Genomic DNA, 23,928 nt, shown 5'->3' on the forward strand with positions numbered 1-23,928 from the left:
CGCCTTCATCAACGCAGACGCCACTCACGCCACCTGCCGCTTCTCCCCGCCTTCACGGTCGCGCCACCGCGCCAGCAGCTTTTCCCACTTCACCTTCGCCGCCTTGACGTTGTTGTCCTTGATGTGGCCGTACCCGCGCATCGAATCCGGCAGGCTCGCCAACTCGATGGCCAGCGGCAGCTTCGGCATGGTCAATCCGGCGATCAGCTCCCGAACGAGCGCCTCGTACTCGCCGATCAACGCCCGCTCCATCTTCCTTTCTTCCGTCCGCCCGAACGGATCGATCGCCGTGCCGCGCAGGAATTTGAGGCGAGCGAGAACGCGCATCGCCGGCATCATCCACGGGCCGTACTGCTTCTTGACGAGCCGCCCGTGTGCGTCCTTCTTCGAAAGCGCAGGCGGCGCGAGATGGAACTTGATCTTCCAGTCGCCTTGGAAGCTGCTCTTCACTTTCTCGAGGAAAGCCGGATCGGCATATAGACGCGCGACTTCGTACTCGTCCTTATAAGCCATCAGCTTGTGCAGATTCCTGGCGACCGCTTCCGTCAACAAAAAATCGCTGGCTCCAAGCGCCGCTTCCGCCGCACGCACCTCCGCGACGAGCCGTCCGTAGCGCGCGGCGTACGCGGTGTTCTGATACTTCGCCAGGTAGTCGAGCCGCTTGTCGATCAGCGTATCGAGCGCCTTCGGCGTGTGCAGCGTGATGATCTTGCCCGGCGCGGCGCCGTCCTGAGTTGCTGTGCCATGAGCAAGCCGCGTCACGGCTGCAAGATCATGCGCGGCGCGCCGTCCCCATTCGAACGCGGCAAGATTCTTCTCGACTTGCACCGCATTCAGCTCGATCGCCCGCACCAGCGATTCATGCAGCAGCGGCAGCCACCCCTTCTGCCACGCATATCCGAGGACGAACGGATTCGTGTAGATCGCATCGCCCATGAGCGCGACGGCGAAGCGGTTGGCATCGACGAGCGAGACATGCTCGCCCGCCGCCGCCCGGATATCGGCTTCCGCACTCGCGCCCGGAAAGCGCCAGTTCGGGTCTTTGATGAACGCGGCAGTCGGCGTTTGCGCACTGTTGACGACGACGCGCGTACGCCCCGGCTGCATCCGCGATCCGCACTCGTCGCTCGCGGTCACGATCGCATCGCAGCCGATGACGAGATCCGCCTCGCCCATCGCGATGCGCGTCGCGTGGATATCGGCGGGGCGGTTCGCGATCTGCACGTGGCTCATCACGGCGCCGCCTTTTTGCGCGAGGCCGGTGACATCGAGCACGGTCACGCCCTTTTGCTCCAGGTGCGCCGCCATGCCGAGCAGCGCGCCGATCGTCACGACGCCCGTACCGCCCACGCCCGTCACGAGCACGCCATACGGCCGCCCGATCGGAGGCAAGTCAGGCGTGGGAACGGGCGGCATTGCATCGCCGGCGACGCTCGTCGCCTTCGGCTTCTTCAACTGGCCGCCTTCGACCGTCACGAAGCTCGGGCAGAAACCGTTGAGGCACGAATAGTCCTTGTTGCACGTCGACTGGTTGATCTGCCGCTTCGTGCCGTATTCGGTATCGAGCGGCTCGACGGACAGGCAATTCGACTTCACCGAGCAATCGCCGCAACCTTCGCACACGGCCTCGTTGATGACCACGCGCTTCGCCGGATCGGGAAACGCGCCACGCTTGCGACGGCGACGCTTTTCCGTGGCGCAGGTCTGGTCATAGATCAGAATCGACGTGCCGGCAATCTCGCGCAACTGGCGCTGAATGTCGTCGAGTTCGTCGCGATGATGCACCTCGATGCCCGGCGCAAGCCCGACTTCCGGCGTGTACTTCTCGGGCTGATCGGTCACGACGACGATCTTCGTTGCGCCTTCCGCCGCCAGTTGATGCGTGATCTGCGGCACGGTCAGCACGCCGTCGACGGGCTGGCCGCCCGTCATCGCGACGGCGTCGTTATAGAGAATCTTATAGGTGATGTTCACCTTCGCCGCGATCGCCGCGCGGATCGCGAGCAGGCCGGAGTGGAAGTAGGTGCCGTCGCCGAGATTCGCGAACACGTGCTTGTCGCCGGAAAACGGCGCTTGTCCGACCCACGCGACGCCTTCGCCGCCCATCTGGCTGAACGTGCTCGTGTTGCGGTCCATCCAGACCGTCATGTAATGACAGCCGATGCCGGCCATCGCGCGCGATCCCTCCGGCACGTTCGTCGACGTGTTGTGCGGGCAGCCCGAGCAAAACCACGGTTTGCGCTCCGCTTCGACGCGCGGTCGCGCGAGGGCCTTTTCCTTCGCTTCGATCACCGCGATGCGCGCCGCGATACGCGCGCGGACATCGGCGGGGAGATCGAACTTGTCGAGCCGCGTAGCGATAGCCTTCGCGATGATCGCCGGCGATAGCTCGTAATGCGCTGGCAGCAGCCAGTTTCCCATCGGCACGGACCATTCGCCGCCCGCGCCGTCTTTTTCGTCGAACTTGCCGAAGACGCGCGGACGCTGCGCATCCGGCCAGTTGTACAGCTCTTCCTTGATCGCGTATTCGAGAATCTGGCGCTTCTCTTCGACCACGAGGATTTCGTCGAGACCGCGGGCGAATTCATGCGCGCCCTGCGCTTCGAGCGGCCATACGCAGCCGACCTTGTACAGCCGGATGCCGATTTGCGCGCAGGTCTGGTCGTCGAGGCCGAGGTCGGTCAACGCCTGACGCACGTCGAGATACGCCTTGCCAGCCGTCATGATGCCGAAGCGCGCACGCGGCGAATCGATCTCGATGCGGTCGAGCTTGTTCGCCCGCACATAGGCGAGCGCGGCGTACCACTTGTAGTCGAGCAGACGCGCTTCCTGCACGAGCGGCGGATCCGGCCAGCGGATGTTCAGGCCGCCTTCGGGCATCGCGAAATCGGTCGGAATCACGATTTCCGTGCGATGCGGGTCGATATCCACCGACGCCGACGATTCCACCACGTCCGTCACGCACTTCATCGCGACCCAAAGGCCCGAGTAGCGGCTCATCGCCCAGCCGTGCAGGCCGAAATCGAGATATTCCTGCACGTTGGACGGAAACAGCACCGGCAGCCCGCACGCCTTGAAGAGATGCTCGGACTGATGTGCGAGCGTCGATGACTTGGCGGCGTGATCATCGCCGGCGAGCACGAGCACGCCGCCATGCTTCGACGATCCGGCCGAATTGCCGTGCTTGAAGACATCGCCGGAACGATCGACGCCGGGGCCTTTGCCGTACCACATCGAGAAGACGCCGTCGTATTGCGCGCTCGGATAGAGGTTGACCTGCTGCGAGCCCCAGACGGCCGTTGCCGCGAGATCCTCGTTGACGCCGGGCTGAAACACGATCTGATGCGCGGCGAGATGCTTCTTCGCCTTCCAGAGCGACTGGTCCAGAGCACCGAGAGGAGAACCGCGATAGCCGGAAATGAAACCGGCGGTGTTGATGCCAGCGGCCTTGTCGCGTTCTTGCTGGAGCATCGGCAGGCGCACCAGGGCCTGGATGCCGCTCATGTAGGCGCGGCCGCGTTCGAGCGTGTATTTGTCGTCGAGTGTGACGGATTTCAGCGCGGCTTCTAGCGAAGCTCTTTGTTCTGCGTCTAGCGGGGCGTTCATTATGTGTCTTCCTCCACCCGAGTTTGGGATCACCAAAGCATATTTCGGGCCGTCGCGCCTTGTGGACGCGTTGGCCGGGACTTCAAGTGTGCCGACGCAGTCGTTCCTAAGACAGTGGGAGAAACCCGTTTTCGAGATAGGACAAGCTGCGCGGGCCTGAGCCGGCGGATGCGCTTTGTTACAGGTGTAAAAGTGACCGAAATGCGGAACCCTCGCTCAGGGCTGTGTCTAAACGGGCGCCTGGCGCGGTTTGCCAGGTGTCGCACACGCAGTTATAAGGAGAAATTAAATGAAGCAACGCCACATCCAGAGTTTCCTGATGGTCTCGGCGGCCTTTTTCGCGATCAGCGCGCCGATGAGCGGCGCTCGCGCGAGCTCGCCGTTCGGGGCAACGTCCGCTCCTCAAGTCGTGCAGGCGCGCGCGCAAGTTGCGCAGACGCGCACCGGCGAGCGCCGCGATTCGGAGCGCAGCAACGACGACACGGCGAACTGACCGGCGTCATAGCGGCCGGTTCTTTTCGAGAATCCGCCGCCCAAGACAAAAGGGACATGAGTGAATCATGTCCCTTTTTTGCATCTAATCCGCGTTTAACTGGCGCTCGTGTCCTTCAGCACGCCGCGCCGCATCTGATCCAGTTCGATCGATTCGAACAGCGCCTTGAAGTTGCCCTCGCCGAAGCCCTGATTGCCCTTGCGCTGAATGATTTCGAAGAAGATCGGCCCGATCTGGTTCTCGGTGAAAATCTGCAGCAGGATTTCGTCGCGCACGCCGTCGATCAGAATTTTGCGCTTGCGAAGCTCGGCGACAGTTTCGCCGTGATTCGGCACGCGGCGGTCGACGAGCTCGTAATACGTGTCGATGGTATCCAGCAGCGCAATTTTCGCGGTGCGCAGGCCGTCGACGGTTTCGTAGATATTGTTCGTCCCGAGCGCGATGTGCTGAATGCCTTCGCCGTGATAAGCGTCGAGATATTCCTGAATCTGACCGGCGTTATCGGAGCCTTCCTCGTTGATCGGAATGCGGATCTTGCCGCACGGTGAGGACATCGCCTTCGACTTGACGGCCGTCACTTTGCCTTCGATGTCGAAATAACGCGCTTCGCGGAAGTTGAACAGGCGCTCGTAGAACTCGGCCCATTCGATCATCCGCCCGCGATGCACGTTATGCGTCAGATGGTCGATATACGTCAGCCCGTGGCCGACCGGATTCGGGTCCGCGCCGGGAATCGGTTCGAAGTCGACGTCGTAGATGCTGATGTCGCCGATGCTGCCCGGCTGCGCGCCGTTCTTGCCGCGCCAGCGGTCGACGAAGTAAATCAGCGAATCGCCGATGCCCTTGATCGCCGGGATGTTCAGTTCCATCGGGCCGGTTTTGTTGTCGAAGCCCCACGCGCCGAGGTCAAGCGCGCGCTGATAAGCCTTGCCGGCATCCGCGACGCGAAAGGCGATCGCGCAGATCGACGGCCCGTGCAGGCGCGCGAACCGCTGTGCGAAGGAATCGGCTTCGGCGTTGATGATGAAGTTGATCTCGCCTTGCCGATACAGCGTCACGTTCTTGTGCCGATGCTTCGCAATGGCGGTGAAGCCCATTTGCTCGAACAGCCGTCCGAGCGCGACGGGATCGGGCGCGGTGTATTCGATGAATTCGAAACCGTCGGTGCCGACGGGATTTTCCCAGTTCGATGCGGTCATTGCGTGTCTCCTGATCTGTGCGGCGCTCGAGCGACGTGAAGACAAGTTTAGCGAGGAGGGCGCGCCAAAAACTTGCGAAACAAATCGCCGCTTTCTAAGATTGCGCACGAAGCTGCCAAGCAAGGCCGAACAGGAGACAGAAGATGGCTGAACCCGAAATCGACGCCATAGATCGCAAAATCCTGGCGATCTTGCAGGAGAATGGCCGGCTGTCGAATCAGGAAATCGCGGATCGCGTGAGCTTGTCGCCTAGTCCGTGCTTGCGGCGCATTCGGCGGCTGGAGGAGACGGGCGTGATTCGCGGATACGTCGCACTGCTCGACGCCAAAAAGCTCGGGCTCGGACTGCTCGCTTACGTCAACGTGCGGCTGGAAAAGCGCGGGGGCATGCCGGTCGCCGCCGGGACGCCGAAACCGCCGACACACGGCGATCTGTTTCGTGAAGCCGTGCGATCGTGGCCCGAAGTCGTCGCCTGCGATGCGATGACAGGAGAGATGGATTTTCTGTTGCGTGTGCAGGTACGCGACATGGAGCACTTTTCGCGCTTCGTGGACGGCCAGCTACTGCACCATCCATCGGTGATCGACGTCCGCTCGAGTTTTTCGCTGGAACGCATCAAGGAAACGACGGTGCTGCCGCTTCGTTAGCCGCGCAAAAGAAAAAGGGCGGTCTCGGCCGCCCTTTCGTAGTCCCGCTCGCAGCGCGAGCCCCGCGCTGTTCGGAGCGTCAGGCCGCGTCGGCCGTCGGCATGAATGCCTTGAACATTTGCGTTGCGCGATGCGCTTGGCGCTTTATCGCGTAATCGAACACGGCGGCTTGCTCCTGAAGCATTTCGGCCATGATGCTCGTCTGGTCAGCCGGCTGAAGCGACAGATACGCGTCTGCTTCGCCATAGGCGTACTCGATCTTCATGCCGGCCTTGCGCGCGATGTGCATCATCGTCTTGTTGCGGGACAGGCAGTGCACATACAGCTCGGAAACGTGAGTGTTGCGGCTGCGTATGGCGGCGCGCTCGAAGAGCTTGGTGCCGATGCCGCGTCCGCGCGCACTTTCCAGCACTGACACGCCGAACTCGGCGGTGCGCTTGTCGCCTTGGGCGGGCAGATAGGCCAGATGGCCGACGCCGACCAGTTCCAGCGACGCGCTGAACACGCCGAAGACCGTGTCGTTCGTGAAGTTCAGGTTGCGGACGTAATTCTCGATGACGTGATCCGGCACGATCTGCCCAAAGCGCAGCAGACGGTCCTCTTCGTCGAGCGAAAGAAAGTGGGCGAGCAGGCGCTCGCGATCAGCGGAAGACAGTTCACGGACGAGAACTGGCTTACGCGCGGCGTCCGACAGCGGACGGTCGCTCGCGACGATCTGCTCGGCGGTGCGGTTGAAGGTCAGTTCCACGGTGTTCTCCTGTCGTGATGCGAATTGCTGCAAAGCAAAACGCATTTTAGCCGGTTCGAGAGAATCGGATACGGGAAAACCCTTAAAAACCGTGGAGGGGCTGTTCTAAACGTTTGCTAAATCGCAACAATGTTGAGCGAAAACAATGACTTAGAAAACTTGGCGCGGAACAACACGTCATTCTGTCGCATCGCAACAAAAATCAGGTGTTCGCGTCGGCCAAGCCATGGTCGATCATCCCGACGACCTGCTCCGCAAATTCGCCGTAGCCCAGCTTGCCGCCCGGCTTCAACCAGGTGAACGTCCAATTGATCATGCCGAAGACCATCATCGTGAGGGCGGTCTGATTGTCCTTCGACACGCGCTGCGGATAGGCGCGGGCGAGTTGACGGGCGAACGCCGCGACGATGTCCCGCTGACGCCCGAGGACGATCTCGCGCTGCACTTCTTCGAGATATTTCACGTCGTTCAGCAGCGCAACGTGCCGGCTATGCGATGTCTCGTATTCCGCGAGAAACGCGCGCACCAGTTCGGCGAAGGCCTCTCGCTCGTCGAGGCCGCGCCGCTCGCTCGCGGCTTCCACCTCGGCGATGATCAGCATCAGCCGCTTCGTGTAGCGGTCGAGCAGATCGAAGAGAATCGCTTCCTTGCTCGCGTAATAGTGATAAAGCCGAGCTTTCGACGTCCCGCTTGCTGCGGCGAGGTCCGCCATCGACGTGCTGGGGTAACTCGTCTGCGCGAATTTGGCGGCGGCCAGTTCGAGAATCTGTTCGCGTTGTGTTTCGTGGTCAGGCGCTTTCGTACGGGCCATTGATGGACGTTGTTTTCGGCTTGGTGGCTGGTCGAGTCTACCGGCGCAGTTCGGCGTCGGCGATTTCCGACGGCGCGCCGCGTATTTTAAGCCGCCCCGCCGCGACGAGTTCGCGGCATCGCCAGAAGGCGACCGAGTCGCTCAGCAGGAAGTCGAAGCGCTGCGCCATCGCCTCGCCGCAGATGCGCCGGGCCGGACGCCATTCGGAAGTCGCGATGTCGAGCATTGCTTCATCGACATCCGTCCATGTGCCGGAGACGAGCATGTTGTCGCGCAGGCGGCGGTTTTCGGCGTTGGAGTGCTTTGCTTCCTGCCATTCGAGCGCGAGCCGGCTGATGCGCAGCACCGAAATAGGCGCGGCGCTCGGCAGTTTCGCAAGTAATTGCTGCGGCGAGAACATGCCGACGGCAGTCGCCTGATGCACGTCGCCGGCGGCGTCGCCCAGATCGGCGAGGTTCAGCTTCGCTTCGTTCAGACGCTGCGGCACGTTGCGCAGGTGATAAGCGACGCGGCGCAGCGTGAGCTGATCCGCCGCGCTCTGGCCGTGCCACACGACGACCTGCGCGTCGCCGCGCGCCAGACGGCCGAAAAGTGTCTGTTGCGTCTTGAGTTCGGCTTCGAAATCGACCGCACTGTTCCACACCTGACGCCAGAACGTCGCACGCGCGACCGGCGATTCATCAACATCGCGGATGGGACCGACGGCGAGATCGTCGCGCAGGGCGATCACCTGATCGTTGCGCCCGGCGAGCCGAAGCGCTTCGGTCAGCGACTGGGCGGCGTTGTCGCCATTCGTGACGTGAATCATGTTCATGGTGTCGGCATGCCGGAAGACGAAGGGACCGCTCGGAGTGCGATCCCCAGTTTAAGCCAATCGTCGCGCGTGCCGGTGTGGGCTTTCGCGCTCAGATCAACGCTCGTCAAAACTCACGACGACACGCTCGCTCACCGGATGACACTGGCAAGTCAGCACGAATCCGTCGTCGATTTCGTGTTGCTCCAGCGTGTAGTTCTTGTCCATCTTCACCGTTCCTTCGACGACCTTCGCGCGACACGTGCAGCAGACGCCGCCCTTGCACGCATAGGGCAGCGCGAGCCCCGCCTTGAGACCGACATCCAGCACGCTCGCGCCTTCGTACGGCAGGCGCAGCTTGCGCCTTTTCCCGTCGATGATCAGTTCCAGATCCGCCGCCGGCGTGCTTTCCGTAATCTCGATCTGCGGCACGCCCGCTTGCGGCAGCGGCGAGCCGAATCGCTCGACGTGGATGCGCTGCGGCGCCACGCCCGACTTCTTCAGCGCGGCTTCGGCGGCGTCCATCATCGGCGCGGGACCGCAGATGAACGCTTCGTCGATTTCATCCGGCGGCAGCAGCGTTTCGAGGAACGCCTTGCACTTCGCCTGGTTGAGCACGCCGTTGAACAGTTCGACGTCCTGCAGGTCGTCCGAGAGCACGTGGTACAGCGCGAGCCGGCTCATGTAGCGGTTCTTCAGGTCTTCGAGCTCTTCCGCGAACATGATCGCGTCGACGCTGCGGTTGCCGTACACGAGCGTAAAGCGGCTGGTCGGCTCCATATCCAGCGTCGTCTTGATGATCGCGAGCACCGGCGTGATGCCCGAGCCTCCGGAGAACGCGACGTAATGCTTCGCGTGATCGGCGTTCAGGTGCGTGAAGAAGCGCCCGTCGGGCGTCATCACCTCGATTTCATGGCCGGGCTTCAGTGTGTCGAACGCGAAGTTGGAGAAGCGTCCTCCGCGCACGCGCTTGATGCCGATGCGCAATTCGCCGTCGCGATCGTAATCGGTCACGCCGACGCAGATCGAGTACGAACGCCGCGTCTCTTCGCCGTCGATATGCGTCTTCAGCGTCACGAACTGGCCTTGCGTGAAGCGAAAAGCGTCGCGCAGTTCGGGCGGCACGTCGAACGAAACGGTGACGGCATCGGCGGTTTCGGGACGCACGTCGCGGATGCGCAGCGGATGGAATTGCGGAGTCGCCATGATGATCGTGTCTCGGAGCAGTCAATACGGCTTGAAGTAATCGAACGGCTCGCGGCAGTCCAGGCAGCGATACAGCGCCTTGCACGCCGTCGAGCCGAACTGCGCAAGCCTTTCCGTGTGCGCGGAGCCGCAGCGCGGACAGGCGATGACTTCCTTCTTGTACGGCACGAAGCGCAGCGGTTGTTCGGGGCTGCTGCAAGCGCCCGTCGGCGGCGCGATGCCGTAGCGGCGCAGCTTTTCGCGCGCGTCGTCGGTGATCCAGTCGGTCGTCCAGGCGGGCGCGAGCACCGTCTTCACGCGATGCGCGCCGAGTGCCGCGTTGTCGATCGCGTGCGCGATGTCTTCCGCAATCTGCGACATCGCCGGGCATCCCGAGTACGTCGGCGTGATGACGACTTCGAGCACGCCGTCGTCGCCGTGGCGGACGTCGCGCAAAATGCCGAGTTCGCGGATCGACACCACCGGGATTTCCGGATCGGGCACCGATTCGAGGACGGACCACGCGCGCTGCAGCGTGGCGTCGGTGTGGGCGTCGGCGGTCGTCATCACCAGGTCGCGCCCGGATGTTGCCGCGCGATGCTCTGCATTTCGGCGAGCAGATAGCCCATGTGCTCGGAATGTTCGCCGAGCTTGCCCGTGCTGACGTGCTTCGCTTCGGCGGGCGCGCGCAGCGTGGCTTCCTCGATCGCCGATGAAACCGCTTCGCGCCACACGGCCTCGAAATCGCTCGCGAGCGGCGCGATGCCCGCTTCGGCCACCGCGCGCTCGACGGCGTCGGGATGGAAGAACTCGCGCGTGTACGGCATCAGATAGTCGAGCGCCGCCTGCGCCCGCCGATGCGATTCGTCCGTGCCATCGCCCAGGCGCACGAACCAGTCGCGTGCGTGGTGCAGGTGGTAGCGCGTTTCCTTGATCGACTTTGCCGCGATCGCCGCGAGCTGCGTATCCGACGACGCCTGCAACGCCGTCCACAACTCGGCCATCAGCGCCGAATACAGAAAGTTGCGCACGATAGTGACCGCGTAGTCGCGTTCGGTGCGCGCCGTCCCCGCGAGCGGGCCGAAGTGCGGCAACTCGACGAGCGTGTAATTCGCGAATTCGCGCTCGGCGCGGAAATAGGCGTAATCGTCTTCGGTCTTCTTCTGACCGGTGAGTTCGGCTTCGAGCGTCGCCGCGTGCGAGTACAGCAGCCGCGCCTGACCGATCAGATCGAGACTAATGTTCGCCAGCGCGATGTCCTCTTCCAGCGCCGGGCCGTGGCTGCACCATTCGGCGTTGCGCTGACCGAGGATCAGCGCGTTATCGGCGAGACGCAGCACATAGGCGAGATGTTCGGTGCTCATGTCGCGCCCTTACATGTGGTTGATTTCGTCGGGCAGCACGAAGAACGTCGGATGCCGATAAATCTTGTCGCCGGCGGGCTCGAACAGCTCGCCCTTGTCGGCCGGATCGGACGCCGTGATCGCCGCGGACGGCACCACCCAGATGCTCACGCCTTCCTGACGCCGCGTGTAGACGTCGCGCGCCATGCGCAGCGCGGCGCTTGCGTCGGCAGCGTGGAGGCTGCCGCAATGTTTGTGATCGAGTCCCTGCTTGCTGCGCACGAAGACTTCCCAGATCGGCCATTCCTTGCTCATGTCGATATCTCCTCGATGCTCGCTTCAGGCCGCAAGCTTCTGCGCGCGCGCCTTCTGTTTTTCCGCGTAGGCGATCGCGGCCTCGCGCACCCATGCGCCGTCGTCGTGTGCCTTGACGCGGGTGGCGAGGCGCTCCTTGTTGCACGGGCCGTCGCCGTTGACGACGCGCCAGAATTCTTCCCAGTCGATCTCGCCGTAATCGTGCGCGCCACGCACCGCGTTCCACTTCAAGTCCGGATCGGGGAGCGTCACGCCGAGAATCTTTGCCTGCTCGACGGTCGCGTCGACGAACTTCTGGCGCAGGTCATCGTTCGAAATGCGCTTGATGCCCCACGCGAAAGACTGGCCGCTGTGGATCGAATCCTTGTCGCTCGGGCCGAACATCATCAGCACCGGCCACCACCAGCGGTTCACGGCCTGCTGCACGAGTTCCTTTTGCGCCTGCGTGCCTTTCATCATTGCGAGGAGGGCATCGAAACCCTGCCGCTGATGGAACGACTCTTCCTTGCAGATGCGGATCATTGCGCGCGCATACGGCCCATAGGTGCAGCGGCACAGCGGAATCTGGTTCATGATCGCCGCGCCATCGACGAGCCAGCCGATCACGCCGACGTCGGCCCACGTGGGCGTCGGATAATTGAAGATGCTCGAATATTTCGCCTTGCCGGCGTGCAGCGCATCGACCAGTTGATCGCGCGAGACGCCGAGCGTTTCCGCCGCGCTATATAGATAGAGGCCGTGGCCGCCTTCGTCCTGGACCTTGGCGAGCAGGATCGCCTTGCGCTTGAGGCTCGGCGCGCGGCTGATCCAGTTGCCCTCCGGCTGCATGCCGATGATTTCCGAATGCGCGTGCTGCGAAATCTGCCGCACTAGCGTCTTGCGATACGCCTCCGGCATCCAGTCTTGCGGCTCGATTTTGCCGTCGGCCTGCATCACGGCGTCGAAACGTTGCTGCTCGGAAGAGGCGTCGGCAGGGGCGTCTGAAGCGGGCTGCTGCCCGGGAACGTCGAGAGATTGGGTGTACATGGCGGACACTCGCTCATGGGAAGTCGCTGTCGGCCGATTATAAACCGACCGGACGGTCGGGTAATCGGTTTTTTCGAGATGACCGGGAATTCCCCTAGGCGATCCGGCAATGAAAAACGGCGCCGCTCCTTTCGGAGGCGGCGCCGCTTCTCGATGCAAGCGTGCGGATTAGCGCGCGGTCTGTTCGGTGAAGTCCTCTGCGTCGACGTCATAGCCCGACGGCTCCCAGCGCACCGCGAACAGCGCGACGAGCCCGGCGAGCGGCGCCACCGCGATGATCCAGAAAACCTTCGTCCCGAGCGCCGCCGACAACACCGGGAACAGGAACAGCGAAACGGTCGAACTGGCGCGCATCAGCGTCTGATTGAAGCCGACGCCCACGCCGCGCAGCGATGTCGGATAGCTCAGCGACGCGAACGTCATGCTGTGCGACCCCGGCCCGATGCCTTGCCCCAGCAGGAACGCGGCAAGCAGCGCAATCGCGATGACGACCTGCGCCCCCGTCGCTGGCTTGCCGACCAGCGCGAGTCCGACGAGCGCCACCAGCTGAAACGCGTAACCGACGACCGTCAGGTTCCACGCGCCGAATTTCGGCACGGTCCGCACGGCGAACAGCCCGCCGGCGAACGCGAAGCACAGGTTCAGCGCGAGCGACGCGAGAATCGTGGTGAGCATCGACTGCGCGAGAAAGCTGGAGATGATGACCGGCAGCCCGAACGCGACGGCGTTATACGCAAAGGACGACGCAATCGCGATGACCGTCGCCAGCACCGTCCGGCGCAGGTACACGCCGCGCAACAGCGCGCCATAGTTGGCGAACGACGCGCGGCGCGCTTTCGGCGCTTTCGATGCGGCGGGCGCGCTGTCATCGACGCGCGCATCGATGCCATAGGAACGCTTGAGGATCGCGGCGGCGCCGGCCAGATCGCCCTGATTGGCCGCCCACACGGGCGATTCGCTCATGTAGCGGCTGCGGATCGCGATGATCGCAATCGCGGGCACCGCGCCGAAGCCGAGAATCAGCCGCCACAGCCAGCCCGCGTTGTGCTCGGGCAGCACGGCGTACAGGCCGAGCACGAGCAGATAGGAAACGCTGATCGCGGCGTACCAGGTCGGGCACCACATCGCGACGCGGGCGGCCTTGTTGCCACGGCCTTGCAGGCGCGAGAATTCGGCGAGAAACGCCATCGCCACCGGCAAGTCGATGCCGACGCCCAGTCCCATCACGAAGCGCGCTCCGCCGAGCACCCACGCGTTCGGTGCGAGCGCGCAGGCGATCGCTGCGACGACGAAGAAGAACATGTCGGCCATGAACACGCGATAGCGGCCGATCTTGTCGGTCAGATAGCCGCCGAGAAATGCGCCGATGATCGCGCCGAACGTGATCGCGGACGCGACAAAACCGGTTCCGGTCGGCGTCAGCGAAAACTCGCGTGCAATGTCCTTGACGCCGAACGCGAGCGCGCCGAGGTCATAGGCATCCAGAAAGATCCCGCCGAGCGCAATCGCGACGACGATCCGCGCGTCGCTGCCGACGGCCGCGCCGCGATTGACGAGGTTGGACACATCCGCGGCGCTGCGGATGACGGGGCGCGCATCGGCGGCCCGGGTGGAAGCGCGATCGGGCGCGGTGGAGACTGACATGAGCTGGACCGGAAAGGTAAAAAGTTGTCGATGCAACGAATGGCGCGATCGTACTGGCCCGACTCCGCGCGACCAAATTCTTTTTCGTTATTTGATGACTTACGACGACCGGCGGCGTGCGCCGCGTCGCGCCGACCGTGCGATGCGACAATGACGCTCTCGATTTTTAGCGGCTTTCAGCATGGCGTCTGTCAACAACAAGGAATCGGCCGATGAGGTGGTCGAGGTCGCGATCGTCGGCGGCGGGCCGGCTGGCCTGATGGCCGCCGAAGCGCTTGCGGCAGGCGGCGCGCGTGTCGACGTGTTCGACGCGATGCCGTCGGTGGGTCGGAAGTTTCTGATGGCGGGCAAGGGCGGCATGAATCTCACCCACTCGGAACCGTCCGTTGCGTTTCTCGCCCGCTACGGCACGCGTCGCGCGAACATCGCGCCGCTGCTCGCCCGTTTCGATGCCGCCGCGTTGCGCGAATGGGTTCACGGCCTGGGCGTGGAGACGTTCGTCGGCAGTTCGGGACGCGTCTTTCCGACCGACATGAAGGCCGCGCCGATGCTGCGCGCGTGGCTGCATCGGCTGCGCGCGTCGGGGGTGAGGCTGCACATGCGGCATCGATGGCTCGGCTGGGCCGGCGAAGGCGTCTCGGTCTCGCGTTTCGCCACGCCGGAGGGCGAGAAACGTGTCCGTCACGATGCGCTCGTGCTTGCGCTCGGCGGCGCGAGCTGGCCGCAACTGGGCTCGGACGGCAGCGCCGTGGCGCATCTGGCGGCGCGCGGCGTCGACGTGCGGCCGTTTCTGCCGTCGAACTGCGGGTTCGACGTGGGATGGACGCCGCATTTCAGCAGCCGCTTCGCGGGCGAGCCGCTCAAGTCGGTCGCGATCGGCGTGCCGCGTGCGGATGGCGCGGTGGACTGGCGCATCGGCGAGTGCCTGATTACGGAGCAGGGCATCGAAGGAAGCCTGATTTACGCGCTTTCGGCACCGATTCGCGATCATTTGTTGGCAAACGGCGATGCCGGGACGACGCTTCTGCTCGATCTGACACCGCAGCTTTCCGCCGAGCGTGTGCGGGATGAGGTGCTGCATCCGCGCGGCGCACGTTCGCTGTCGAGTCATCTCCAGAGCCGGCTACATCTGGCGGGCGTCAAGGCGGGACTGCTGCGCGAATGCCTCAGCAAGGATGAATACGCCGATCTCGAGACGCTCGCTGCACGCATCAAGGCGCTGCCGCTGCGCGTGCTGCGCCCCCGGCCGATCGCGGAAGTGATCAGTAGCGCGGGCGGCGTCGCGTTCGAATCGCTCGATGAGCGTTCGATGCTCACCGCGCTGCCCGGCGTGTTCTGCGCGGGCGAGATGCTCGACTGGGAAGCGCCGACCGGCGGTTATCTGCTGACGGCGTGTTTTGCGAGTGGACTTGTCGCGGGGGAAGGGGCGCTTGCCTGGCTCAGGGCGCGGGCTCGCGAGATGGACTGAAGGCGATCGGGCGCGTGAGGAGGTACGGCTGAGCGAGCGGGCGGAGCAGGAAGTGCCGCGAGAGCACTAGCGCACGGACGGTTCGACAGCCGGAACAGGCGCGCGGCGCGGCACTTCGACATCCGGCGACCGCGCTTGCGATCGCCGGACATGGCAGTCTTGCTTACCGTGCAACCAGCCGCCAAAGCGACGTCACTTCCGCCGATCTTGCTGCGTAAAGCGGATCGGCCTTATCGGCTGCGCGCGGATGATGCGGCTTGACGTCGATGCGGCCGTCGACCTTGAGACCCGCCGCGTCGATCCATTCCTGCAACTGCGCACGCGTCCGCAGCCCGAGATGCTCCGCAAAGTCGGACAGAATGAGCCAGCCTTCGCCGCCGGGCGTCAGATGCGCGGCGAGCCCGTCGAGGAAGCCGCGCAGCATGCGGCTATCGGGATCGTAGATCGCGTGCTCAATCGCTGCGCTCGGCCGCGCCGGCAGCCACGGCGGATTGCACACGATCAGCGGAGCGCGTCCTTCGGGAAAAAGATTCGCCTCGACGATTTCGACCTGCTTGTCGAGGCCCAACTGCCCGATGTTCTCGCGCGCACACGCTAGCGCGCGCGGATCGAGGTCGGTGGCAACGATCCGCTCGACGCCACGCCGCGCGAGCACCGCCGCGAGCACGCCGGTCCCGGTTCCAACGTCGAAAGCAAGCGAACGGGACGGCAGCGGCTGATTCGCGACGAGATCGACATACTCGCCGCGCACAGGCGAGAACACGCCGTAATAGGGATGAATCCGGCCGCCCGTCGCCTTGATCTCGACGCCTTTCTTGCGCCACTCATGTGCGCCGACCAGACCGAGCACCTCGCGCAATGACACCACCGAGGCTTCGTCGGCCGGTCCGTACGCCTCTTCGCAGGCCTGACGCACGTCCGGCGCGCGGCGCAGCGGAATGACGTATTGATCGTCGAGGGGAAGGATCAGCATCGCCAGCGTCCGCGCCCGTTGCGATTGCGCGAGACGATGCAGATTGAAGGCATCGACGGGCGAGGCGGGCTTATCGGCCGGCGCCTTTTTCGACTTGCGCGGCTTGTTGTCGATACGGCGGGCCATCGCCTGCAACAACTGGCGCGCGTTCTGAAAGTCGCCGCGCCAAAGAATCGCGGTGCCTTCGCAGGCAAGGCGATACGCGTGATCGGCAGTCATTTGATCGTGACCGATCACAACACGCTTCGGCGGCTGGTTGCCGCTTTCCGACCGCCAGCGGGCAGAGCGGGCTTCGCCATCCTCTTCCCAGTGAAGTTGCGGCGGAACGTCTGATGTGGTGCTTTTCAATTGCATGGCGTGATCGCGAGAAAGGATTTGGCTGCATTGTGAGGCCATTTGGCGCGCGCGGGCCGACGGACCGTTGAATCGATGCCATACGTGTGACGATCAGGCACAATTCTGCCTTTCTCCGAACGCACCGCCGAATGAAACTCCGAGTTCTCGCCGCGACTTGCGCGGCCGCGCTTGTGCTCCCGTTCGCTTGCGCATCGACCGCGATTGCCGCCGATCCGCCCGAGGCGCCCGTCAACGACCACTGGGTCAGCGCGTGGGCGACGGCCCTCCAGGCGATTCCGCAACTGGCAAAGACGCCGCCGCTTTATCGCGCCCCGGAAGTCGGCGGGCGGACCGTGCGTCAGGTGATTTATCCGCAGCTTGCCGGCAAGGAAATGCGGCTGCGAATCAGCAATGTGTATGGGACGGAGCCGCTCGTCGTCGAATCGATGAGCGCGGCGCGCGCCGTGAGCGGCAACGGCGCGGCGGTGCAGGCAGGAAGCGGCCGGCCTGTGCTCTTCGCCGGTCGCAAGAGCGTGACCGTTCCGCCGGGCGGGCAGATCACGAGCGATCCCGTGGCGTTCGATGTCGTCGCGAATCAGCCGCTCGCGGTCAGCATGTTCATGGGGAAGGATCAGAAACTCGTGGCGTGGCACCGGATCGCCAGTCAGGTCAATTATGTGTCGACGCCGGGCGATCGGACGAAGGACGCCTCCGCCGCCTCGTTCCGCACGCGCTTCACTCAATATGCGTGGCTGACGAACATGTCGGTGCAGAATCCGTCGGCGCGTACGGTGGTGGCCATCGGCGATTCGATCACCGACGGCATGCGCTCGACGCTCAACGCGAATCGCCGTTGGCCCGACGCGCTCACGCGACAGATCGCGCAGAAGGGCAACGGGCAAGTGGCGGTCGTCAACGCGGGAATCAGCGGCAACCGGCTGCTGAGCAATTCACCGTGCTACGGCGAGGCGGTTGTCAGCCGCTTCGACCGCGACGCGCTGCGCCACTCGGGCACGCGGGCGATCATCGTGCTCATCGGCATCAACGACATCAATTTCGCGGCGATGCCCGCGCGCGACGGCCTCGACTGCGACGCGCCTCACACCCAGGTCAACGCCGACGCGCTTTTGCGCGGGTACCAGCGGTTGATCGCGCAGGCGCATCAGCGCGGCATCAAGATATATGGCGCGACGCTGACGCCGGCTTCGCTGCCGCCCGAGCGCGAAGCGATTCGCACGGCGGTGAACGCGTCGCTTCGCTCGAGCCGGGCGTTCGACGGCGTCATCGATTTCGACGAGGCGTTGCGCGACCCGTCGCGCCCGAGCGTGCTCCAGCGTCAATACGATAGCGGCGATCACATCCATCCGAGCGACGCGGGGTATGCGGCAATGGCGGCTGCGGTGCCCGTCGAACTCGTGGCAGGCGCGGGCAAGGCGGTGTCGGCGGGCGTCGGAAAATAAATCTGCGTCATCCCCTTGTAATCGACGTCTGCTTGACCTAATATTCCGCTCCTCGTCGCAAGACGGGGAGACGCCAAAGAAACAGGCGCCCTCGAAGTCGGCAGATTTTGGAAGCGAAAGCGAAAAAAGCTGTTGACAAAGAGAAAAAGATTCTTCATAATCTCGTTTCTCTGCTGCTGATGCAGCGACGCAAGACGAAAGCAAGACGGTCTTAGCGGAAATGTTCTTTAAAAATTAACAGCCGATAAGTGTGGGCGCTTGATAGCGAGTGCGGCTTCGGTCTTCGGACTGGGGCAATAGCAAAAGTATCAAGAGTCTCACACGAAGTATTAAGAGGAAGGTTTTTCATCTTAGGATGAACAATCATCGTCAGTACGTTGAGTGAGCGACCGGTTTCTAACGGAACCGAAAAACAGTAACAGGTTTGAACTGAAGAGTTTGATCCTGGCTCAGATTGAACGCTGGCGGCATGCCTTACACATGCAAGTCGAACGGCAGCACGGGGGCAACCCTGGTGGCGAGTGGCGAACGGGTGAGTAATACATCGGAACGTGTCCTGTAGTGGGGGATAGCCCGGCGAAAGCCGGATTAATACCGCATACGATCTACGGAGGAAAGCGGGGGATCTTCGGACCTCGCGCTATAGGGGCGGCCGATGGCAGATTAGCTAGTTGGTGGGGTAAAGGCCTACCAAGGCGACGATCTGTAGCTGGTCTGAGAGGACGACCAGCCACACTGGGACTGAGACACGGCCCAGACTCCTACGGGAGGCAGCAGTGGGGAATTTTGGACAATGGGGGCAACCCTGATCCAGCAATGCCGCGTGTGTGAAGAAGGCCTTCGGGTTGTAAAGCACTTTTGTCCGGAAAGAAAACTTCGTCCCTAATATGGATGGAGGATGACGGTACCGGAAGAATAAGCACCGGCTAACTACGTGCCAGCAGCCGCGGTAATACGTAGGGTGCGAGCGTTAATCGGAATTACTGGGCGTAAAGCGTGCGCAGGCGGTCTGTTAAGACCGATGTGAAATCCCCGGGCTTAACCTGGGAACTGCATTGGTGACTGGCAGGCTTTGAGTGTGGCAGAGGGGGGTAGAATTCCACGTGTAGCAGTGAAATGCGTAGAGATGTGGAGGAATACCGATGGCGAAGGCAGCCCCCTGGGCCAACACTGACGCTCATGCACGAAAGCGTGGGGAGCAAACAGGATTAGATACCCTGGTAGTCCACGCCCTAAACGATGTCAACTAGTTGTTGGGGATTCATTTCCTTAGTAACGTAGCTAACGCGTGAAGTTGACCGCCTGGGGAGTACGGTCGCAAGATTAAAACTCAAAGGAATTGACGGGGACCCGCACAAGCGGTGGATGATGTGGATTAATTCGATGCAACGCGAAAAACCTTACCTACCCTTGACATGGTCGGAATCCTGCTGAGAGGCGGGAGTGCTCGAAAGAGAACCGGCGCACAGGTGCTGCATGGCTGTCGTCAGCTCGTGTCGTGAGATGTTGGGTTAAGTCCCGCAACGAGCGCAACCCTTGTCCTTAGTTGCTACGCAAGAGCACTCTAAGGAGACTGCCGGTGACAAACCGGAGGAAGGTGGGGATGACGTCAAGTCCTCATGGCCCTTATGGGTAGGGCTTCACACGTCATACAATGGTCGGAACAGAGGGTTGCCAAGCCGCGAGGTGGAGCCAATCCCAGAAAACCGATCGTAGTCCGGATCGCAGTCTGCAACTCGACTGCGTGAAGCTGGAATCGCTAGTAATCGCGGATCAGCATGCCGCGGTGAATACGTTCCCGGGTCTTGTACACACCGCCCGTCACACCATGGGAGTGGGTTTCACCAGAAGTAGGTAGCCTAACCGCAAGGAGGGCGCTTACCACGGTGGGATTCATGACTGGGGTGAAGTCGTAACAAGGTAGCCGTATCGGAAGGTGCGGCTGGATCACCTCCTTTCTCGAGCTTCGCACACTAAGTTAAGCGCTCACGCTTATCGGCTGTCAGAAAGACAGGCTAAGGGTCTGTAGCTCAGTCGGTTAGAGCACCGTCTTGATAAGGCGGGGGTCGTTGGTTCGAATCCAACCAGACCCACCAACGGTCGAGACGGGTTGAACAGGCCCTGCACACGGGGGATTAGCTCAGCTGGGAGAGCACCTGCTTTGCAAGCAGGGGGTCGTCGGTTCGATCCCGTCATCCTCCACCAAGTCCTCAATGCACAGCGCTCGGATGAGTGCTGCGCATTGGCGACTATAGCCAGTTGATGTCGCAAGTAGTGAATTACGCTTGTCGGCTAAACGTTCTTTAACAATCTGGAAGAAGTAGTAAAGAGAGTAGCGAAAGCGCTTAGAGATGGGCGTGAGTAGGTACTCAGGGTAGTGATTGTATCAAGTATGAAAAGTGATCTTAATGATGACTTGGAATACGGCACAACGCGAATACTCAGCCTATGGCGGGTGCGCTCGAGAGAGACACACTCGTTATAGGGTCAAGCGAACAAGTGCATGTGGTGGATGCCTTGGCGATCACAGGCGATGAAGGACGCGGTAGCCTGCGAAAAGCTCCGGGGAGCTGGCAAACAAGCTTTGATCCGGAGATGTCCGAATGGGGAAACCCGGCCCGTATGGGTCATCCGTGACTGAATACATAGGTCACGAGAAGCGAACGCGGTGAACTGAAACATCTAAGTAACCGCAGGAAAAGAAATCAACCGAGATTCCCAAAGTAGTGGCGAGCGAAATGGGAAGAGCCTGTACTCTTTATCTGCATTGTTAGCTGAACGCTCTGGAAAGTGCGGCCATAGCAGGTGATAGCCCTGTAAGCGAAAGCAGCGTGGAAGAACTAGGGGTACGACAAGTAGGGCGGGACACGTGAAATCCTGTCTGAAGATGGGGGGACCATCCTCCAAGGCTAAATACTCGTGATCGACCGATAGTGAACCAGTACCGTGAGGGAAAGGCGAAAAGAACCCCGGGAGGGGAGTGAAATAGATCCTGAAACCGCATGCATACAAACAGTCGGAGCCTCGCAAGGGGTGACGGCGTACCTTTTGTATAATGGGTCAGCGACTTACGTTCAGTAGCGAGCTTAACTGATTAAGGCAGGCGTAGCGAAAGCGAGTCCGAATAGGGCGATCAGTTGCTGGGCGTAGACCCGAAACCAAGTGATCTATCCATGGCCAGGTTGAAGGTGCGGTAACACGTACTGGAGGACCGAACCCACTAACGTTGAAAAGTTAGGGGATGAGCTGTGGATAGGGGTGAAAGGCTAAACAAACTTGGAAATAGCTGGTTCTCTCCGAAAACTATTTAGGTAGTGCCTCGTGTATCACCTTCGGGGGTAGAGCACTGTCATGGTTGTGGGGTCCATTGCGGATTACTACGCCATAGCAAACTCCGAATACCGAAGAGTGCAATCACGGGAGACAGACATCGGGTGCTAACGTCCGGTGTCAAGAGGGAAACAACCCAGACCGCCAGCTAAGGTCCCAAAGATTGGCTAAGTGGGAAACGAAGTGGGAAGGCTAAAACAGTCAGGAGGTTGGCTTAGAAGCAGCCACCCTTTAAAGAAAGCGTAATAGCTCACTGATCGAGTCGTCCTGCGCGGAAGATGTAACGGGGCTCAAGCCAGTCACCGAAGCTGCGGATACGTACGCAAGTACGTGTGGTAGGAGAGCGTTCCGTAAGCCTGCGAAGGTGCGTTGAAAAGCGTGCTGGAGGTATCGGAAGTGCGAATGCTGACATGAGTAGCGATAAAGGGGGTGAAAAGCCCCCTCGCCGTAAGCCCAAGGTTTCCTACGCAACGTTCATCGGCGTAGGGTGAGTCGGCCCCTAAGGCGAGGCAGAAATGCGTAGCTGATGGGAAGCAGGTCAATATTCCTGCACCATTGTTAGATGCGATGGGGGGACGGATCGCGGAAGGTTGTCCGGGTGTTGGAAGTCCCGGTCGCTGCGTTGGAGAAGGCACTTAGGCAAATCCGGGTGCGTAATTCAAGGGCGTGGCGCGAGCTTCTTCGGAAGCGAAGCAATTGGAAGTGGTTCCAAGAAAAGCCTCTAAGCTTCAGTCTAATAGTGACCGTACCGCAAACCGACACAGGTGGGCGAGATGAGTATTCTAAGGCGCTTGAGAGAACTCGGGAGAAGGAACTCGGCAAATTGGTACCGTAACTTCGGGATAAGGTACGCCTCTGTAGCTTGACTGGCCTGCGCCAGGAGGGTGAAGAGGTTGCAATAAACTGGTGGCTGCGACTGTTTAATAAAAACACAGCACTCTGCAAACACGAAAGTGGACGTATAGGGTGTGACGCCTGCCCGGTGCCGGAAGATTAAATGATGGGGTGCAAGCTCTTGATTGAAGTCCCGGTAAACGGCGGCCGTAACTATAACGGTCCTAAGGTAGCGAAATTCCTTGTCGGGTAAGTTCCGACCTGCACGAATGGCGTAACGATGGCCACACTGTCTCCTCCCGAGACTCAGCGAAGTTGAAGTGTTTGTGATGATGCAATCTCCCCGCGGCTAGACGGAAAGACCCCATGAACCTTTACTGTAGCTTTGCATTGGACTTTGAACCGATCTGTGTAGGATAGGTGGGAGGCTATGAAGCGGGAACGCCAGTTTCCGTGGAGCCGTCCTTGAAATACCACCCTGGTTTGTTTGAGGTTCTAACCTTGGTCCGTGATCCGGATCGGGGACAGTGCATGGTAGGCAGTTTGACTGGGGCGGTCTCCTCCCAAAGTGTAACGGAGGAGTACGAAGGTACGCTAGGTACGGTCGGAAATCGTGCTGATAGTGCAATGGCATAAGCGTGCTTAACTGCGAGACCGACAAGTCGAGCAGGTGCGAAAGCAGGTCATAGTGATCCGGTGGTTCTGTATGGAAGGGCCATCGCTCAACGGATAAAAGGTACTCTGGGGATAACAGGCTGATACCGCCCAAGAGTTCATATCGACGGCGGTGTTTGGCACCTCGATGTCGGCTCATCTCATCCTGGGGCTGTAGCCGGTCCCAAGGGTATGGCTGTTCGCCATTTAAAGAGGTACGTGAGCTGGGTTTAAAACGTCGTGAGACAGTTTGGTCCCTATCTGCCGTGGGCGTTGGATATTTGAAGGGGGCTGCTCCTAGTACGAGAGGACCGGAGTGGACGAACCTCTGGTGTACCGGTTGTCACGCCAGTGGCATCGCCGGGTAGCTATGTTCGGAAGAGATAACCGCTGAAAGCATCTAAGCGGGAAACTCGCCTTAAGATGAGATATCCCCGGGGCTTCGAGCCCCTTGAAGGGTCGTTCCAGACCAGGACGTTGATAGGTCAGGTGTGTAAGTGCAGTAATGCATTGAGCTAACTGATACTAATTGCCCGTAAGGCTTGATCCTATAACCAGTGTGTTTCCGATCCCCGCAAGGGATGCACCGCTGGTTGAGTAAGCGACTGTGCCACAGTCACCACCCGAATTCATTACTGCTTCTTCCCAGATTGGTTGTCCGCCCCAAAGGCGCGCAACAACAAGTCATGCCTGATGACCATAGCGAGTCGGTACCACCCCTTCCCATCCCGAACAGGACCGTGAAACGACTCCACGCCGATGATAGTGCGGATTGCCCGTGTGAAAGTAGGTAATCGTCAGGCTCCTCATGCCGCAAACAAAAACCCCACCCCACAAAGGTGGGGTTTTTGCGTTTCGTCTTCACTATAAGTGAGAGCCTCGTGTTCTGGGTCGCAAATAGCGCTTGACAAGAGCTTGTTGCTACCCCATAATCGATAGTTCTCTGCGGAGGGGTGCCCGAGTGGCTAAAGGGGGCAGACTGTAAATCTGTTGGCTTACGCCTACGTTGGTTCGAATCCAACCTCCTCCACCAGAATTCAAGCGGTAAGGGAATCCAACCCTC

The 23,928-nt window shown here is 61.4% G+C and carries 16 protein-coding genes, 3 tRNA genes and 3 rRNA genes; 10 read left to right on the top strand and 12 right to left on the bottom strand.

What is annotated here, in order from left to right; genetic code table 11:
• Window positions 1–24: 24 nt before the first annotated feature.
• Window positions 25–3,606 (bottom strand): indolepyruvate ferredoxin oxidoreductase family protein, encoded by a 3,582-nt coding sequence (locus tag LDZ21_RS01140; protein WP_244793869.1) that lies wholly within the window; start codon window positions 3,604–3,606, stop codon window positions 25–27.
• Window positions 3,607–3,895: 289 nt separating this feature from the next.
• Here LDZ21_RS01140 and LDZ21_RS01145 point away from each other — a divergent pair, with 289 nt between their 5' ends.
• Entirely contained in the window at window positions 3,896–4,099 is a 204-nt protein-coding gene (locus tag LDZ21_RS01145; RefSeq protein WP_244793870.1) for a hypothetical protein, read from the top strand.
• 95 nt (window positions 4,100–4,194) lie between these two features.
• Here LDZ21_RS01145 and hppD read toward each other — a convergent pair whose 3' ends face one another.
• Complete coding sequence (gene hppD, locus LDZ21_RS01150) at window positions 4,195–5,298, bottom strand: 4-hydroxyphenylpyruvate dioxygenase (RefSeq protein ID WP_244793871.1); 1,104 nt, start codon at window positions 5,296–5,298, stop codon at window positions 4,195–4,197.
• A gap of 143 nt (window positions 5,299–5,441) precedes the next feature.
• Between hppD and LDZ21_RS01155 the strand changes: the two genes are divergently transcribed.
• The gene (locus LDZ21_RS01155) at window positions 5,442–5,945 is read left to right on the top strand and encodes an Lrp/AsnC family transcriptional regulator (RefSeq protein WP_035962374.1); all 504 of its coding nucleotides are present in this window, start codon (window positions 5,442–5,444) and stop codon (window positions 5,943–5,945) included.
• Window positions 5,946–6,024: 79 nt separating this feature from the next.
• On the opposite strand, the gene LDZ21_RS01160 is transcribed toward LDZ21_RS01155, so the two are convergent.
• The 9 genes from LDZ21_RS01160 to LDZ21_RS01200 all read right to left on the bottom strand — a co-directional run bounded on the left by LDZ21_RS01160 (window position 6,025) and on the right by LDZ21_RS01200 (window position 13,810).
• Window positions 6,025–6,693 (bottom strand): GNAT family N-acetyltransferase, encoded by a 669-nt coding sequence (locus LDZ21_RS01160; protein ID WP_244793872.1) that lies wholly within the window; start codon window positions 6,691–6,693, stop codon window positions 6,025–6,027.
• A 202-nt stretch (window positions 6,694–6,895) separates the two neighbouring features.
• Entirely contained in the window at window positions 6,896–7,504 is a 609-nt protein-coding gene (locus LDZ21_RS01165) for a TetR/AcrR family transcriptional regulator (RefSeq protein WP_244793873.1), read from the bottom strand.
• Window positions 7,505–7,541: 37 nt separating this feature from the next.
• Window positions 7,542–8,318 carry a DUF1835 domain-containing protein gene (locus LDZ21_RS01170; protein WP_244793874.1) on the bottom strand — a complete coding sequence of 259 codons (777 nt, stop codon included), beginning with the start codon at window positions 8,316–8,318 and terminating at the stop codon, window positions 7,542–7,544.
• Between the two features lie 96 nt (window positions 8,319–8,414).
• Window positions 8,415–9,503: a 1,2-phenylacetyl-CoA epoxidase subunit PaaE gene (gene paaE, locus LDZ21_RS01175; RefSeq protein ID WP_244793875.1), complete on the bottom strand. Its 1,089-nt coding sequence runs from the start codon at window positions 9,501–9,503 to the stop codon at window positions 8,415–8,417.
• A gap of 21 nt (window positions 9,504–9,524) precedes the next feature.
• Entirely contained in the window at window positions 9,525–10,049 is a 525-nt protein-coding gene (paaD, locus tag LDZ21_RS01180; protein WP_244793876.1) for a 1,2-phenylacetyl-CoA epoxidase subunit PaaD, read from the bottom strand.
• Complete coding sequence (paaC, locus tag LDZ21_RS01185) at window positions 10,049–10,846, bottom strand: 1,2-phenylacetyl-CoA epoxidase subunit PaaC (protein ID WP_244793877.1); 798 nt, start codon at window positions 10,844–10,846, stop codon at window positions 10,049–10,051. The genes paaD and paaC overlap by 1 nt, the downstream gene beginning before the upstream one ends.
• 9 nt (window positions 10,847–10,855) lie before the next feature.
• Complete coding sequence (gene paaB, locus LDZ21_RS01190) at window positions 10,856–11,140, bottom strand: 1,2-phenylacetyl-CoA epoxidase subunit PaaB (protein WP_035962383.1); 285 nt, start codon at window positions 11,138–11,140, stop codon at window positions 10,856–10,858.
• A gap of 24 nt (window positions 11,141–11,164) precedes the next feature.
• Window positions 11,165–12,166, bottom strand: coding sequence for a 1,2-phenylacetyl-CoA epoxidase subunit PaaA (paaA, locus tag LDZ21_RS01195; RefSeq protein WP_244793878.1), 1,002 nt, complete (start codon window positions 12,164–12,166; stop codon window positions 11,165–11,167).
• A 168-nt stretch (window positions 12,167–12,334) separates the two neighbouring features.
• Window positions 12,335–13,810 carry an MFS transporter gene (locus LDZ21_RS01200; RefSeq protein WP_244793879.1) on the bottom strand — a complete coding sequence of 492 codons (1,476 nt, stop codon included), beginning with the start codon at window positions 13,808–13,810 and terminating at the stop codon, window positions 12,335–12,337.
• 181 nt (window positions 13,811–13,991) lie between these two features.
• Between LDZ21_RS01200 and LDZ21_RS01205 the strand changes: the two genes are divergently transcribed.
• Window positions 13,992–15,278, top strand: coding sequence for a TIGR03862 family flavoprotein (locus tag LDZ21_RS01205; RefSeq protein WP_244793880.1), 1,287 nt, complete (start codon window positions 13,992–13,994; stop codon window positions 15,276–15,278).
• Between the two features lie 163 nt (window positions 15,279–15,441).
• On the opposite strand, the gene LDZ21_RS01210 is transcribed toward LDZ21_RS01205, so the two are convergent.
• Window positions 15,442–16,605 carry a methyltransferase gene (locus LDZ21_RS01210; RefSeq protein ID WP_244793881.1) on the bottom strand — a complete coding sequence of 388 codons (1,164 nt, stop codon included), beginning with the start codon at window positions 16,603–16,605 and terminating at the stop codon, window positions 15,442–15,444.
• A gap of 131 nt (window positions 16,606–16,736) precedes the next feature.
• Between LDZ21_RS01210 and LDZ21_RS01215 the strand changes: the two genes are divergently transcribed.
• The 7 genes from LDZ21_RS01215 to LDZ21_RS01245 all read left to right on the top strand — a co-directional run bounded on the left by LDZ21_RS01215 (window position 16,737) and on the right by LDZ21_RS01245 (window position 23,898).
• Complete coding sequence (locus LDZ21_RS01215; RefSeq protein ID WP_244793882.1) at window positions 16,737–18,047, top strand: SGNH/GDSL hydrolase family protein; 1,311 nt, start codon at window positions 16,737–16,739, stop codon at window positions 18,045–18,047.
• Window positions 18,048–18,473: 426 nt separating this feature from the next.
• Window positions 18,474–20,005, top strand: a 16S ribosomal RNA gene (locus tag LDZ21_RS01220).
• A gap of 61 nt (window positions 20,006–20,066) precedes the next feature.
• A tRNA-Ile gene (locus LDZ21_RS01225) sits at window positions 20,067–20,143 on the top strand.
• A 33-nt stretch (window positions 20,144–20,176) separates the two neighbouring features.
• Window positions 20,177–20,252 (top strand) — tRNA-Ala (locus tag LDZ21_RS01230).
• Between the two features lie 280 nt (window positions 20,253–20,532).
• A 23S ribosomal RNA gene (locus LDZ21_RS01235) occupies window positions 20,533–23,415 on the top strand.
• A gap of 139 nt (window positions 23,416–23,554) precedes the next feature.
• Window positions 23,555–23,668: ribosomal RNA gene (gene rrf / locus LDZ21_RS01240) — 5S ribosomal RNA — on the top strand.
• The 16S, 23S and 5S rRNA genes sit together here with 3 tRNA genes alongside, the layout of an rRNA operon.
• A gap of 144 nt (window positions 23,669–23,812) precedes the next feature.
• A tRNA-Tyr gene (locus tag LDZ21_RS01245) sits at window positions 23,813–23,898 on the top strand.
• The last annotated feature ends 30 nt before the right edge of the window (window positions 23,899–23,928 follow it).

This window comes from Caballeronia grimmiae, from assembly GCF_022879615.1.
GTDB lineage: Bacteria > Pseudomonadota > Gammaproteobacteria > Burkholderiales > Burkholderiaceae > Caballeronia > Caballeronia grimmiae.

Bases quoted from the DNA above. Each gene is read 5' to 3' on its own strand.
- paaE (WP_244793875.1), bottom strand. From the start codon at position 9,503: ATGGCGACTCCGCAATTCCATCCGCTGCGCATCCGCGACGTGCGTCCC.
- paaB (WP_035962383.1), bottom strand. From the start codon at position 11,140: ATGAGCAAGGAATGGCCGATCTGGGAAGTCTTCGTGCGCAGCAAGCAG.
- paaA (WP_244793878.1), bottom strand. From the start codon at position 12,166: ATGTACACCCAATCTCTCGACGTTCCCGGGCAGCAGCCCGCTTCAGAC.
- LDZ21_RS01145 (WP_244793870.1), top strand. From the start codon at position 3,896: ATGAAGCAACGCCACATCCAGAGTTTCCTGATGGTCTCGGCGGCCTTT.
- LDZ21_RS01140 (WP_244793869.1), bottom strand. From the start codon at position 3,606: ATGAACGCCCCGCTAGACGCAGAACAAAGAGCTTCGCTAGAAGCCGCG.
- LDZ21_RS01170 (WP_244793874.1), bottom strand. From the start codon at position 8,318: ATGAACATGATTCACGTCACGAATGGCGACAACGCCGCCCAGTCGCTG.
- LDZ21_RS01200 (WP_244793879.1), bottom strand. From the start codon at position 13,810: ATGTCAGTCTCCACCGCGCCCGATCGCGCTTCCACCCGGGCCGCCGAT.
- LDZ21_RS01155 (WP_035962374.1), top strand. From the start codon at position 5,442: ATGGCTGAACCCGAAATCGACGCCATAGATCGCAAAATCCTGGCGATC.
- LDZ21_RS01165 (WP_244793873.1), bottom strand. From the start codon at position 7,504: ATGGCCCGTACGAAAGCGCCTGACCACGAAACACAACGCGAACAGATT.
- LDZ21_RS01215 (WP_244793882.1), top strand. From the start codon at position 16,737: ATGAAACTCCGAGTTCTCGCCGCGACTTGCGCGGCCGCGCTTGTGCTC.
- paaD (WP_244793876.1), bottom strand. From the start codon at position 10,049: ATGACGACCGCCGACGCCCACACCGACGCCACGCTGCAGCGCGCGTGG.
- LDZ21_RS01205 (WP_244793880.1), top strand. From the start codon at position 13,992: ATGGCGTCTGTCAACAACAAGGAATCGGCCGATGAGGTGGTCGAGGTC.
- hppD (WP_244793871.1), bottom strand. From the start codon at position 5,298: ATGACCGCATCGAACTGGGAAAATCCCGTCGGCACCGACGGTTTCGAA.
- LDZ21_RS01210 (WP_244793881.1), bottom strand. From the start codon at position 16,605: ATGCAATTGAAAAGCACCACATCAGACGTTCCGCCGCAACTTCACTGG.
- paaC (WP_244793877.1), bottom strand. From the start codon at position 10,846: ATGAGCACCGAACATCTCGCCTATGTGCTGCGTCTCGCCGATAACGCG.